Origin of the sequence: Rhizobium sp. CBN3, from assembly GCF_030518245.1 — a bacterium.
GTDB lineage: Bacteria > Pseudomonadota > Alphaproteobacteria > Rhizobiales > Rhizobiaceae > Rhizobium > Rhizobium aethiopicum_A.
Genome location: NZ_JAULSE010000002.1, coordinates 296,549 through 310,977, shown reverse-complemented (window position 1 = coordinate 310,977; position 14,429 = coordinate 296,549). Strand labels below are relative to the sequence as shown.

Below are 14,429 nucleotides of genomic sequence, written 5' to 3'. Positions count from 1 at the left end.
TCATTCACCCGCCAGCAGCGGATCGCCGATCAGACCGGCGGCGAGAAACAGGCCGGTCTTCGTGTCCCGGAGCGCGAAGGCGAAACGGGCGTCGGCGCTCACCCGCACCAATTTCGGATCGATGCTGCGCTCGGTGACCACAGCCGTTGCCGCCGCCGCTTCCGTGCCGTTTTCATCGACCTTGATCATCGTCTTCTGCAGCACGCGCGACAAGCTGATGTTTTCCATGGTGAACCCGGGAAAAGCCGCATCGCTCGCCTTATCAGACGCCAGGCCCATCGCGTGGAGTGTCGGCATCAAATCACGCCCATCATTGAGGGAAAAGCGGGGCAGGAAGATTTCGCCCTTGGCGGGTTCGAATTTCTCGCCCTGAAGCCAGGAGGCAAGGGCTTTGAGATCGGCGCCGCCGACGCCCTTTTCCGAGCGCGCCGCGATCACCACCATACGGTAGGTTTCGCCTGCATAGGCGAGGTCGACGGCTGCGAAACGATCATCGACGCGGAATTTCTGGCCGTCGCCGGCAAGATGCATCATCGGCACCGACACCGTCGAGCCGTCCGGCCGCCGGAATGGGGCGGCCGGGCTCTCTGCCTCAAAGGCGGTTTTCCAGCGAGCCTTAAAGGAGAGCGCCCCGAGGCTGATGAAGCCGCCGCCGGGCGGCGTTTCGAGGATCACCGGAATGGCGTCGCGTGTCGCCTGCCTGACCCAGCCGTTGATATGCTCGACGGATTTCGGCTGATCGAGATCCTCGATCGACGGCTTGATGCGGTGACCGGCCAGCATGGAGAGAGCATCGGGAACGAGCGCCAGCTTGTCGTCGAAGACGATCGCAACGCCTGAAGCCAACGGCGCATCGGCCGCCGGCGGCGTCTTCGGGTTCATCTCGTCGAGCACCTTCTCCGGCCCCTTTACCGCATCGCCGAAACCCAGGCCCCTGGCGATGGCCGCCTTGCCCGCGTCCGAGGCGCCGAGGCCTGCGAGACCGAGCGCGGCAACAAGGCTTGCCGGCGACACCATGATGTTGGCCGCCCCCTCCTTCGCCAGAGTGCGGTCGATCAGATCGACGGCAAGCCCGGCCTGGGCGGCAAGCACCGCCCTAGTGTCAGTGGCATCGCCCGCATGGGCCGGCGCCAGCGCCATCAGGGAAGCGGCAATGCCGGCCAGCAGAATGGATTTCGACATCATTCGCTCCTCTTTCAGCGGATGCGATAGAATTTGGAATCGAACGACCATTTGCCCTGGACGCCGGTCTCGTCGTCGCCGACGATCCTGAGGCTGCGGGCGAGGTCATAGACATAATTGAAGGCGGCGCGCTGGCCGACGAGCGGTGTCGGCACGTCAGGCAGGTCGAGCACTTCGATCGGCTTATCGCTGAGGATGGCGACGACCATGCCGACGCCGGCCGGCCCCTCCACCACATATTCGAAACCGATATAGGGATTGCGGGCATCGGGCACGACCACCGGCCGTGCCGGATCGAGCCGGTTGTCCCCGCCCTTGGCAGTCGGTTTCAGGCCCATCGAGCGTTTGTTCGGATAGAGCTGCGTCAGCTTGCCGGCGGCGTCGATATCGACGAGGATCAGGTAGCCTGATTTCTTGGTGGAGACGCGCATTGCCACCTTGTCGCCGATGCTGACCGAAGTGCCGGGCAGCACGTCGACGGCAACACCCGCCTCATTGTCGGTCTTCAACGTGTTTTCGACGGCGGCGACCGGCGTTTTCGCCTCCTCGCCGGTGACGACGTCGCGGCCGAGCGCATCCGGCAGGCCGTAGAATTGCGGCACCGGCGTGAAGCGGCAGTCTTCGGAATGCGCCCGGCAATATTCGTCGGATTTGCGCCTGACATAATCGAGCAGGGCGGCGTTGCTGACCTCAGGCTTGTCGGAAGCGCGCGCCACCCCTTCCTGCACGCCTTCGATGAAGCGGCGGGTGAAGACGCCGAGCGGCGGTTTGGCCTCGGTATCGACCAGCGCCCATTGGCCTGCGTTGACCGCCGACCAGACCATCGCCGTTTCGCCGCCGAAGGAGAATTTCGCTTCCTTGCCGGAGCGGTTCGGCGGCTGCAGCGAGGCCAAAGCCGGGCCGAGGCAGCGCACCGTGCCGCCGGCGGGCGCTGCCACGGCGCTGCGGCTGCCGGGGCCGACATGGCAGGCATCGATCAGCAGCGTGACGCGGCGGTCCTTGAGGCTGTTCAGCCGGGCGGCGATTTCGGTCTCGCGGATCTGGTTGGTGACGGTGACCTTGGCCCCCTCGCGCACCAGCTTGGCATCGGCGGCAACCAGCGTCGGGCTCGTCGTTGCCTCGGCGCCCATTTCCTCGGAGCCCTGGCCGCTGAAATAGAGGAAGACGCGGCTGCCGGCTTGAGACTGGCGCACCAGCCAGTCGTCGATTTCGGCAAGGATCGCGGCGCGGCTGGCCTTGCGGTTGGTGAGCGTATGGATCTGTTCGGGACGGTAGCCGACCGTCTTGACGAGGAAGAGCTGCATCGCCTTCACATCGTCGACCGAGCCCGTCAGCTTCGCCTCGCGCATCTCATAATCGTCGATGCCGATCAGCAGCGCACGGTCGCCGGGAGAACGCACGGTGATCGGCAGCTCGGCAGCCGGCGCCTGAACCTCGGGCTGGCTGACGTCGGGCGAAGCGGCGGGTGGAGTCTGCGTCGTTTCCGCTGGCGCCTTCGTGGCGTCGGGCGGCGTGGTGATCGCAAGATTGGCCTCTAGCTCATCGGCGGGAGTCTGTTTTTGCTTGGTCCCGGCCGCCGGGTGGCTCGCAGCAGGCCGGCGCTTGGTGTCGATCGCCGCCACCTGGTCGCCGGCGGAAGCGCTTGAGGTGTCGGGCGCGTTCGGCACGTCCCCATCGGTCTTCTCGGCGATCCAGTCGCGGAAGGCGGCGACGCGGGTGTAGACGCCGTAATGTTCGGCCTCGGCACAGCCGGCGCCCCAGCTGACGATGCCGAGCTGAATCCAGCGCTTGTCGGGGCGCTGCGCGACCAGCGGCCCGCCGCTATCGCCCTGGCAGGCATCCTTGCCGCCCTCGGCATAGCCGGCGCAGACATTGCGCTCGTCGATCGGGTTCATGCGCATCGAGCTCTCGCGATAGGCGGCGCGGCAATCCTCGCGCGAGACGAGCGGCAGCTCGACCTCCTGCAGTTCGGTCGGCAGGTATTTGTCATCCCAGCCGTGATCGGCCTTGGTGTAACCCCAGCCGGTGACGACGGCGGTGTGGCCGGGGCTTTCGACGGCCTCGTCCGAGGCGGAGGCGAGGATTGCCGGCTTCGAGACCGCGGGTTCGGCAAGCTTGATGAGGGCGATATCGTTGGCGAAGACCTTGCGGTCGAAATCCTCGTGGATGATCACGTCTTCGACGGAGAGGCCGGGCTTGTCGGGGCCATCGACCGAGATCACCTTGTCGATCTTCTGCTTTCCCTCGACGATCAGCAGGTCGCGGGCGAAGAGATCCTGCTTGCCGGAGCGGCCGCTGGTGACGCAATGGGCGGCGGTCAGGATCCAGCGCGAGGAGATCAGCGAGCCGCCGCAATGGCCGCCGAAGCGGCCGCGCTGCTCGGGATCGGGCGCCAGGATCTTCACCTGCCAGGGCCATTCGCCTTTTTTCGCCGCCTGGCCGCCGATCACCCGCCCGCCATCCTCGCCGGCAAAATCCGTGTCCTGCTGCGCCAAGGCGGGAGTGGCCAGAAGCAGAAGGACGGCCGCAATGTTGAGGACCCTGCTGATCGACGTGCTCATAGCCTGGCTCCGGCGGAGGTATAGAGGACCGTAAATCCGACGCGTGCGCCCTCGGGCAGAAGTTCGCCGAGATGTCTGGCGATGTTGCCGGCGGTGCGGCGCCTGTCGTTCTGTTTCAGGAATTCGACCAGAGCAGGCATCGGCGCCTCCGAGGTGACGGCGACGAGCAGGTCTGTGCCGAAGGGGGCGACGACGGAAAGATCGAGATCGAAGGTTGCGGACATCTCGGCATCGGCTTCCCGTTCGCCGGGATAGAGGAACTGCACCGTGCCATCGCCGGTGACGTCGAACAGCACGAGCTTGCGCCCGGCAAGATCGGAAACCGTGACGCCGACGCGCTCGCCGTCCCGATGGACCTTGTCGGAGGGTGTCACCCGCACGGTCTGCGGGTTGGTCTCCGACAGCCGCTTCAACGTGTCGAGTGCCGCCATCCGGTCGACGACGAAGGGCATGTCGCCGGCGCCGACTTCGGAGGCGACGACATCGCCGCCGGCGATCGCCTCGCGCTTTTGCGGATCGAAGACGAGTTCGGCATGGGCGCTATCCGTCAAGTTGAACGGCGTGACGGCCGGATCGATACCCTGCAGTACCGGCTCGGAACCGAGGGCGGCAAGGGTGATCGGGGCAGGTTCGGGCGGCGGTGGCGGCACGTTCGATTTCTGCGCTTCCGCCGGGCCTGCCGTGTCATAGGCATAGACGACGGCGTGGTCGAGATCCGCCCCGGGCGGGCTTTGCGTGAAGATGTTCTGCCGCTGGTCGGTGAACTGATAGACCGACTGGCGCACATATTCGAACAGCTCGCGGCGGGTCACAGTGCCGTCGCCGTTGCGGTCGGCCGCCCCTTCGAAGGCGCGGGCGGTGGCATAACTCAGCGCCCCGCGCTTCTCAGCAATGCCGGGAATCGAGATCTCCGGCGATTTGGTATGGTCGTCGACGGCGGCAAGAAAGGTCAGCCGCTTATAGTCGAAGCCGGTGGAGAGCGCATCTGATGTCGTCGAAATCGGCGCGAGGTCATCCTCCTCGATCGTATAGGACGGCGCCTGGCGCCAGGTGATCTCGGCGCCGCGCGGATCGACGTCGCGAGTCAGGCCGCCGGCATGGCAGGTATCGGCGATGAACAGGACCTCGGCGCCCTTTTGCTCCAGCCTGTGGATCAGCACCTTGAATTCGTCGCCGAAGATGCGCTCGCGCGATCCGGGCAGCCTCGTATCGAAGCCGGCCAGCACATAGACCTCGTCGCGGCCGCTCGGTTTCGAGCCCTTAACGCGCTCCGGCTCGCTCGATCCATGGCCGGCGATGCCGAGCACGACGAGATCGCCCTCGCCTGCCCTTTCCGTGACGGCGCCGATCGCATCGAAGATGCCCTGGCGATCGGCGGCGCCGTTCTTCAAGAGCGTCATGTCATCAACGCCGAGCGAGCGCAGCGACAGGGAAAGATCCTCGGCATCGGCGACGGCGCCGTGCAGCGGCGGGACATTGCGATAGAGATCGATGCCGATCAGAACGGCTCTGACCGTGCCGCGCTCGGGAGCCTCTATCGTCCTGGCAAGGCTCTCGGTGCCCGCCAGGGCAAGAAGGGCGAGTGCGGCGGCCATGGGAGCGAATGTGGACATGGCCGGTTCCCCCTCGCCCCCTCTATTCGCGGCGCCATTCGACGCGGCGGTTGAGCGCGTCGATATCGTCTTCGGTGAGGTTGGCGGTGGCGGTCACGTCAACCGGCTCGGAGGCGCCGCGGCCTTCGGCATCGATGGTGGCGTCGATGCCGTGGTTCTTCAGGAAATCGGCAACCGCCTGGGCGCGGCGCTCGGAGAGCTTCTGATTATAATCGTCGCCGCCCTTCCGATCGGTATGGCCGATGAGGATGATGCGGCCGGGCTTCTGCTCCTTCAGCGCTTCCAGCAATTCCTCAGCGGCGTCGGTGCCGATCGAGGTGAAGGTCGACTTGTCGAAATCGAAGGTGATCGGCACCGGGATGGAGACCGGCACGATGCCGCGCACATTCTCCGAATAGATGCCGCCGAGGACGCCGCTGCGGTGATCCTTCTCGGCCGGCACGAAGCTGCCCTGCGGATTGTCGCTGGTGGGATTGGCGGCAAGGATGCGGGCCTGGGCGGCGCGCTGGATGAGATCGGAAATCGTATCGGCCGGCGGCGCCTTCGGCGTGCGGGTCTCGTTCTTGATGATCTCGATCGCCTGCTGGTAATCGGCGGCGGCATCGGCGAAGCGGCGGGCGGAGAAATAGATCTCGCCGAGCGTGGCGGAGGCCTGCCAGAGCACCTGCGGGCTATCGGCAGCGACGAGCAGCGGCTCATACTCGGCGACCGGCTTGTCGGCCGCCATCATTTCCTGGGCGGCGGCGAGCCTCAGGGCTGCGACGCGGCGCTGGGCGTTCACCTGGAACTGGCCGCAATCGGCGCTGACGGCAATGGCATCGGCCTCGGAAGCAGCAGCGGTGATGTCCTTGGCGGCAACGGCGGTGTTCAGCTTGTCGAGCAGGGCGTTGCAGGCCGGCGTATCGGCATTGGCGACCTCGATCTCCTCGCCGGCCTGGCCGGGTTCGGCCGAACGGCCGAAACTCAACGGCGGCATCTTGATGCTGAAACCGCCGGGAAGCTTGAATTGCGGCATCTTGATCTGCGGCATCGGCAGTTTCGGCATCTTGGTCTGCGCAGACTGGGACGGCTGCTTATACTGGCTTGGCTGTTTATATTGGCTGGGCCGGGTGGAGGCGGTGGTGTCAGCCGGGCCGATCAGTTGCAGCTCATCGGCGGCCAGCTCCTGGCCGGGCGCCAGATTGGTGACGATCTTGTATTTCTTCGGCGGCTGCGTCGTCGCCTGCTCGACCGGTTTCGGCGCCGGCTTCGGCTTTTCGATCACCTCAGGCTTCTTGGCGACCTCAGGTTTGACGGCCGGTTTCGGCTTCGGAGTGACCGCGGGTTTCGGCGCAACGGGCGGCTTTGCCGCCTGTTCGACCGGCGCGGGTTTTGCGGCGGGAACTGCAGCGACGGGCGGAACGGCGGCAGGCGGCAGAGCCGCGATGCTGTCGACGGTGGTCAGCGTCAGCGTCTTGCTGCTGATCTTGGTGCCGAGGCTGCGGGCTTCTTCGAGGCTGCGGGAGACGGCCTCCATGCCGCCGTCGATCGAGCGGAACATGCCGCTGCCGCTGCCGCCGAGATCGGCGAAGATCGTCAGCGGCTTGGAGGAATAGAAGACCTTGATCTGCTCCTGCCCGACCGGGCCCGAAACCTGCAGCCTGGCGCCGCTGGCCGGATCCGGCACCTGTACGCGCTTGCCGGCGGCAACGAGGGCATCGGTCTGGTATTTGTTCGGGAAGAGCTTGGTGACGGAGCCGTTCGGCGAGACGTTCAACACCGTGACATAGGCGTTCTCGCTCGACTGGATGAAGAGGCCGACGACTTCACCGACGGCGTATCTCGCCTCGGCGCGGTCGAAGGTGATGCTGACAGGCCCGCTCTGCGCCGGCGCTTCCGTCAGCGTGCGTTCGTTCTGCGCCCCGACCTCGGAGATCGGCGAAAAAAGCGAAAGACATGTGGCTGCGGCTAGGATGGCTTTGCGGCTGAGCATCGGAACCTCCCCCTTCGAACAATCTCACACTGTGCTGAAGATGAGAATAGCACTGACCGGTGAAATTGGGATGGCTTTGCCTGTCTTGCTTGAGGGAGGGTTACAAATTATTTGGAGCCGGGAAGATTGTGCCAGGACAGAGACGCGGCAAGACTCACGGCCGGCAATATCCGGCGTCGGTTTATAGTCGGACCGGACTGGAGAAGGATGGTTAGTTCTTCGGTTTCTGGCCGGCGGATTTCAGAATCGAGATCAGGTCGCTCATTCCCTCCGGCGAGGAATTGTAGAGCCAGAGAATATCCGGATTGTCCGATGTGAATTCCTTGCCGAAGCCAGAGCCCATGTCGCGGCCGGGCGAGGTCGTCTCCGGCAGCTTGCCCTGGCCGGGTGTCAGCCCCTCGGCGCGTTCATGGTCGGCGATAATAGCAACGGCAGCGGCAAAGGCCTTTTCATCATGCTGGCGAAGCGCGGCAAGCGCCGGGTTTCGCGCCGCCAGCCCATCCTCGACCGGCCCGGCAAACCCGAGCCCGGGCATCGCAAGCGAAAGCAGCAGGCCGATCGACAAGCTTATGAGCCGGGATTTCGTCATCGTCGTCACATCCGTCCAAGAAGCGCCATCGCGCGACTAAACCGACAATAGGGAGAGGCCGGGTGGAAGGCAACGGCGCTCGGCGCCAATCGATTGGGAGGGGTGAAATCGGCTGGAGAGCGGTCAGAGTATCTTCAGCTGCTGCAGGGCGAGGCGGAGATTGCGCAGCATTTCGCCGAAGATTTCCTCGATCCTGCCGGTCGACCAGACCACCATGGTGCCGTAGGGCGAGCGCTTGCGCTGCATGAAGCCGGCCGTCTCGAAATCGATCAGCGTCTTGCGGCAGGTCTCGCTCGACATGACGGCGACCAGGAAACGGGCGAGATTGGACTGGTCGATGGCGCCCGATTTTTCAGCCCAGTTCTGGATCAGCCGCGGCTTGGTGTCGGCGGTGAACATCGAGGCGAGCGCGCGCTCCTGCGAAAGGCCGAGGCGCTGCAGCTTGGCCGGATCGCGGGTGAGCGACACGACGTAATCATTGTGCAGATCGGCGAAACGCTCGATATCGTCAGCCGTGTTGATGCCGAAGACCTTCATCGAATAGAGGAACTCGGCCATCAGATAGGTCGGCTCCGAGCGCAACTGCGCCAGATGTTTCTCGTCCTTGCTGGCCGAGGCGGCGCAGACGCGATCGGAAAACCCGATCCTTGCTGCGCGCACCTGCTCCAGCAGGCTGACGTCGAGCGCCAGTTCGTCACCGTTCCAGTCCAGCATAGGCTTCCCTGCCAGTAAAACTTGAAGATGATGAAGTTGTACTATCGCCGACGCCGATCTCCAAATCGTTTGGAAAGCAACGCCTTGCTGACGAGCCGCTTCTATCCTAACATTTGAAGGACTTGGGGCATGATGCCGAAAGTTGTGGACGGTTTTCCGACGACATCATTCTCTCACTCTCTAATTGTGAACAGGCTTCAGATTGGGGCCCGCATGGCCCAAATGATCCTGTTCCGGGGTTCACGGCAATGCGCAGTTTCAGGTCGCATATTCTGATGGCCGCAGCGATCGCAATCGCCTGGCCTGTCCTCGCAAAAGACACTGTTATGATCGAGCTTCCGAGCGGCGACGGCGCCCGTTCGGTCGGCATCATCTCCGCCAATGAGGAGGTCGAAGCATCCGGGCCGGCGGCGATCACCGTCGGCGACGACGGCACCGTCTACATCCTTGACCAGAATAACGGCCGCGTGCTCGCCGTTGACGGCGAACGCTCTCAGGCCGATCCGGAGATCCTGCCGCTGCCCGAAAATGCGGCGCCGGAGGATCTCGCCGTCGTTCATAACGAACTCTACCTCTGGTCTGATGGGATCGTGCCGCTCGAGCGCTCCCCTGGCGCCGATGGCCGCTCGCAGACCCTGCGCGCCCTCGACGGCGGCGATGCCGACGACTACACCCGCTCGGTCTTCGCCTCGATGGGCTCGGTGCCGCCGGGCCCGCTGAACAGCATCATCGACGAGATCGGCCGCAGCACCAGCCGGCCGCAAGTCCGCCCGCCTGTCGTTCAATATGTGCCGAGCCGCGGGCTCGGCGATATCATCGCTGAAGTCTCGGCGGCAAACGACAAGGCGGAAATCCTGCTGCGGCGGGCGAGCTCGGAGGAGAATTTCCTCTCCCTTCAGCTCACCGGGGAAAACCGCATCGGCACCGTCGAACTGCTCGACATCGACACGACGGGCAGACCCTATGCGCTGGTCGAGCTCGTGCCTGCCGACCGGCCGGAACGGACGGGCATGCTGGTGGTGCGCTTCACGCCGAACGGCGTGCTGGAGCGCGTCTACGATCTGCCGATCGAACCCGGCACGGTTTTTTCCAGGCGCTTCGTGGCGATCGGCCCGCGCGGCGACGTGCTGTTTCTGCGCTCGCAGGAAAGCCGGGCGCAGGTGCTGAAACTCGAGGGGCGCGAGCCGGGCCGCAAGCTTGCCGTCGCCAGGCCGGCCAAGCCGGCAATTGCGGCCAAACCCGGAAAGGGACCTAAGGTCGCCATCCTGCCGAAATCGCGCGGCGACGTCATCGAGCGGGCGATCGGCTTCGAGACGCTGAACTGGCTGGTGACGCCGGCGGCCTATGGCAAGGATCCGGGGCCGGCTTGCGTCAACATGAACCGCCTGCGCCGGCCATTCTACCTGTTCGGCAAACGCGGCCAGACGGTGAAGGGCGTGCCCTATTGCTGGGGCTGCAAGACGCCGCTCGAGGACTTCACCGAGGGTGTCGTCGACGGCCAGACGGCCGGCAACGTCTGCACCAAGAGCGCGCCGCAATCCAATATTCTCGGCGTCGACTGCTCCGGTTTCGTCAGCGAAGCCTGGGGGCTGAAGATGCATGTCTCGACGCGGGCGATCCCGAGCATTACGAGGCGGCTCGCCGATCCCTGGTCGCTGCAGCCCGGCGACGCGCTGAACCGGCCGGGTTCGCATGTGATGCTGTTCATGCGCTTCACCGACGACCGCAAGGTGGAGGTGATGGAGGCGACGCCGAATGCCTGCAAGGGCCGCGTCTGCCGCAACACCTATTCACTCGGAATCCTGCTGCTGCGCGGGTACCAGCCGGTGCGCTTCAAGGGGTTGGATGGCTGAAGGGGCGGAAGCGTCGTGTCGGCTGTCTGCTGCATTCAAAATATTATAGCGGCCGCCGCTGTCTGAGGCATGCGGACCACAGTCCTGACGTGGGTGTCCACCTTTGCCACTTCCGCCCACCTCGTCCTCCGTCATGCTCGGCCTTGAGCCGAGCATCCACGCGGCACCCACCAGCAGCCGCGGCATGGGTCCTCGGGTCAAGCCCGAGGACGACGGAGTGGGGGACGTTGTTCCGCCAAACTCACCCTCGCCTACATCCTGCGGGTCTTCAGACGCGTGGCGCCGACGGCGCCAGACGACGCCTCGCCATCGCTAAAAGCCCATGCGCCGCGACGTTCGCGGCATAGTCCTGATAGGCGGGATCCCGGCTCAGCATGCGCTCTTCGGCGCGGGTGCGCATGAGATAGATGAGACTGACGATCGCCAGCATGCCGGCCCGCGCAAGTCCTTCGGCAAACCCGCTGGCGACAAAGCTCGGGGCCGCAAACAGACACCAGGAAAAGTTCTTTGAGACATAGGCCGTGATGCCGTGATGGGTCAGGTTGGAAAAGCGAGGGCCGAAGGCAATGGTCGCCCAGCCGTAGGTTATCGCGCAGGACAGCGTCGCGACGCTGAGTCTCAGGCCTTGAGCCACGAAGAGACGAATTCTGAACAAAATATTAGCTAAAATGGACGCCGACCGTAACTTGTCCCTAATGCCAACTGCCGCCGCCATCGCCGCCATCGCCGCTAGAGCCGCCACCGCCACCACCACTGTCGCCGCCGCCCATGCCGCCGCCAGAACTGGAATTTCCGCCGGATCCGTTTTCAGAACGCACAAAAGCCGGGTCATTGCTTCTTGCTGTCACCTTTTTGACGGTGGGCGTTCGTTTTACCGTCGGCTGTTTATTGGCAGCCGGCTCTTCACTGGTGAAAAGTGTCCTGGCGCTTGGGTCGAAGATGCAACTTTGCAGGATTGCGCCTGAGCCAACGATGAACGTCGAGCACAATAGGACTCGGATGGTTTGATTGCTATTCATATAAGGCGCCCCCATACCGCCGTTCAGAAGAGATCGTACCTCGGATTTCGCTTTACCCATGTCGCCTTGGCGAGCTGGATGAGTCTGTCGTTCAGTGATTTGGCTTTCGGAAGGGCCTTTTGTTCCTGAGCAGTTAGCTCCGTGGCGAAAATTCCTTCCGCCTTTTTCTTCGCAGCGTCAGGCAAGGCCTTGAGTTCCGCCAGGGCCTGGTTCTTCGGATCGCCGCTGCCTGGCCTGTTTACCGCCATCGCCAGCGCAAAATAGCGTGCCGCGATCACAAGGCTGTCGGGGTCAACGCCGTCATCTTTGGCCAGTTTCGCGCGGTCGAAAGCTCCCCAATAGTCGCCACGTTCTGCGCCTATCTCCAGCCATTTTAGTGCTTCTGCCTTGTCCGCCGCGACGCCGACACCATCGCGGTACATGCGCCCGAGATTTGCCGGAGCATAGGGCTGACCACCCTCTGCTGCCCGCGTGAATAAATCGAGCGCCTTTGGAAGATCCTGCGGCGCGCCTTTTCCAAAGCGGTAGACCAGCGCGAGATTGTTCTGGGAATAGATGTCGTTACGCTCGACGCCTGCCTCGTAGAAGCGAATGCCGCGCTCCGGATCGGCCGGAACCTTGACGCCATTGAGAAAGATATAGCCGAGAGCATTCATGGCGTAGGTATGGCCGAGATCGGCAGCCTGCAGCATCAGGCGTAATCCTTGCTGCTGGTCTGCTTTGATGCCACGGCCATAATACAAATCGTTCCCGAAGCTGTGCAGCGCGTAAGGATCGCCTTTTTTTGCCGCCGCTTGGACGATCTCTGCAGCTTTTTCGACGTTACGCGGTACTGAAGCACCAATTTCGTACATGGTCGAAAGATGGTGGATCGCCCTGACATGGCCGGCATCCATCGCCTTCTTGATCGTCGCAAAGGCTGCCTTGGCGTCGCGGTTGGCAAGCTCAGCGCGGCCGAGCTGATAGACGAAGCGGGCGACTCTGGGATAGGCCTTCACCGCATTATCGCAGGCGGGCAGCGCGACGGCCGGATCGATTTCATTCGGCAATTTGCCAGCGGTGACCCCCTGCAGATCGAGCGGTGCTGCGGCTGCGGTATCGCAGGCGTCAAGCGTCGGCTTGAAGGTGACGGTGGCGGGCTGCAGGTCGTCGTTGGCGGCCTGCAGCGTCAGGGCGAAGGGCTGGTTTTCGGTGCCGATCTGCGGCTCGTAGGACAGTGTAGGAATATCGGCTGCTTCGAGCACGTGGCCGGGCCCGATCACCCGGTCGCCGGCACGAAGCGTGCCCTTATCGGGCAGGGCCGCCACCTTGAAGGTCATTTCCGCAGCCGATGCCGGTACTTCAGGCAGACGGGCTTTGATGGGGCCGACGCCGATCGTCGTGTCGACGTCGCGCGGCAGCGATTTCAGATAGTCGCCGGCATCGGCAAGCCGCGCCTGCTTCTCCTGTTCGAGCTGGGCGAGCTTGGCGCCGGCATCGGCCGAGACGGTGATGGCGACGACGCCCTGCGTCGCCTGGCCATAGGGATCACTGACCGTATAGCCGATCAGGCCGATCGTTCCGGCGGCAACGCCGGATGAATCATAGCTCAGCGCCGTCAGCGCCGCGGCCGGCAGCTTGGCGCCCTGCTCCACCGGCTTGCCGTCGAAACTGAGCTTGCCGGTCTGCGGAAGCTGGTTGAGCGTAACGAGCAGCGCCGAGCCGGTTTCGTCATGCGGCGGGGCGATCGGCAGCTGGGTCGCGGCCGCCCCCTCCGGCACGCTCACCTGCTGCATCGGCTCGACGCTCGGCGGCGGCGGCGCCGGGATGAAATAGAAGCTGTCCATCAGCGAGGAATTTTCCCAGGGGACCTGCTTGCCGTTGGTCATGGCGATCACGTCGCGGCGCACATCGGTCAGGACCTGGCGGATTTCCTTGTTCGGCTCGCTGGCGCGCTTGATGAAGGATTCGGAATAGGGGCTGAGCGCCCCCTCGCCATCGAGCGCCACCTGGCCCGGCTCCGTCGAGAAGGCGATCAGGCTGCCGAGATCGCTGTCGATCCGCGCCAGACCGCGCGTCGCGCCGACCGGTTCCAGCTTTTCCGCCATCCAAAATTTCTGCGCATTGAACGGATTGTTGCGGCAGGCATCGAGAAAGATCAGCTGCACGCGCGAATTCTGCTTGAGATGGTTCAAGATGAGGTCGAGCGGCATGGTCTGCGTCTCGACGTCATAGGGCGTTTCCAGCGTCGCATCGACCGGCACGAGGAAATTCTGGCCGCCGACCTGGATGCCGTGGCCGGAATAATAGATGAGGCCGGCCTCCGCATTATTGGCCGAGCGCAAGAAGCTGCGCACCGTATTCTCAAGACCGATGCGGTCGACATTGATGCCGATCGTCACGTCGAAACCGGCCCTGCGCAGCGTGTTCGCGACTTCCTGGACGTCATTGGCAGGATTGGGCAATGAGGGCAGCGTCTTATAAACGGAGTTGCCGACGATCAAGGCGACCCGCCGGCCATCCTGGTCACCGGATGTGGCGACAGCGGGCCGTTCAAGCCCGAGAAAAACCACTGCTGCCAAGAAGATCAGCAATATAGCCGCAAGGCGGTTCTTTCCGTGAAACTCGGGCATAGCTCCACCGCAGATAGTACTGGTTGGACGATTTATTGACCGGCCGAATAAAAATATTCCTGCGACTGTAAAAAAGCAAGTTTGGTTACTTCCAAGGCAATTGGAGGGCTTCCAAAAAATGTATCGTCAAGGGTCAACCATCAGTAAATCTGAACCATTACCGGGGCTTATGCAGATGGAGGGCTGCCCGAATGTGATCGATGCAAGCAAAAACCCGTTCCAGCCCAGTCAAGGACAGACACGGTGCCGTCGCACCGGATGTGCCCGCGAAAGAACCGACGTTGATCGGATGGCCTCGCCGATTGCTGCTCAAA

General features: G+C 63.8%; 8 protein-coding genes and 1 pseudogene. 1 reads left to right on the top strand and 8 read right to left on the bottom strand.

Going from position 1 to position 14,429, the window contains the following annotated elements; translation table 11 throughout:
* The 6 genes from QWJ46_RS04155 to QWJ46_RS04130 form a co-directional block, all read right to left on the bottom strand.
* Complete coding sequence (locus tag QWJ46_RS04155; protein ID WP_302749511.1) at nt 1–1,182, bottom strand: serpin family protein; 1,182 nt, start codon at nt 1,180–1,182, stop codon at nt 1–3.
* Nucleotides 1,183–1,196: 14 nt separating this feature from the next.
* Nucleotides 1,197–3,743 (bottom strand): trypsin-like serine protease, encoded by a 2,547-nt coding sequence (locus tag QWJ46_RS04150; RefSeq protein WP_302749183.1) that lies wholly within the window; start codon nt 3,741–3,743, stop codon nt 1,197–1,199.
* Entirely contained in the window at nt 3,740–5,356 is a 1,617-nt protein-coding gene (locus tag QWJ46_RS04145; RefSeq protein ID WP_302749181.1) for a caspase family protein, read from the bottom strand. The genes QWJ46_RS04150 and QWJ46_RS04145 overlap by 4 nt, the downstream gene beginning before the upstream one ends.
* Before the next feature lie 22 nt (nt 5,357–5,378).
* A complete protein-coding gene (locus QWJ46_RS04140; RefSeq protein WP_302749179.1) occupies nt 5,379–7,328 on the bottom strand; it encodes a DUF4384 domain-containing protein in 1,950 nt (649 codons plus the stop codon).
* A 211-nt stretch (nt 7,329–7,539) separates the two neighbouring features.
* On the bottom strand, nt 7,540–7,917 hold the full coding sequence (locus QWJ46_RS04135; RefSeq protein ID WP_302749178.1) for a hypothetical protein: 378 nt from the start codon (nt 7,915–7,917) through the stop codon (nt 7,540–7,542).
* Nucleotides 7,918–8,040: 123 nt separating this feature from the next.
* Complete coding sequence (locus QWJ46_RS04130; RefSeq protein WP_302749177.1) at nt 8,041–8,631, bottom strand: hypothetical protein; 591 nt, start codon at nt 8,629–8,631, stop codon at nt 8,041–8,043.
* 248 nt (nt 8,632–8,879) lie between these two features.
* Here QWJ46_RS04130 and QWJ46_RS04125 point away from each other — a divergent pair, with 248 nt between their 5' ends.
* Nucleotides 8,880–10,484, top strand: coding sequence for a hypothetical protein (locus QWJ46_RS04125; RefSeq protein ID WP_302749176.1), 1,605 nt, complete (start codon nt 8,880–8,882; stop codon nt 10,482–10,484).
* Nucleotides 10,485–10,752: 268 nt separating this feature from the next.
* Here QWJ46_RS04125 and QWJ46_RS04120 read toward each other — a convergent pair.
* Together QWJ46_RS04120 and QWJ46_RS04115 are read right to left on the bottom strand one after the other, a co-directional pair.
* Nucleotides 10,753–11,097 (bottom strand): annotated as a pseudogene (locus QWJ46_RS04120) (hypothetical protein); the annotation flags it as partial.
* A gap of 429 nt (nt 11,098–11,526) precedes the next feature.
* Nucleotides 11,527–14,115: a caspase family protein gene (locus QWJ46_RS04115; RefSeq protein ID WP_302749175.1), complete on the bottom strand. Its 2,589-nt coding sequence runs from the start codon at nt 14,113–14,115 to the stop codon at nt 11,527–11,529.
* Nucleotides 14,116–14,429: the final 314 nt, after the last annotated feature.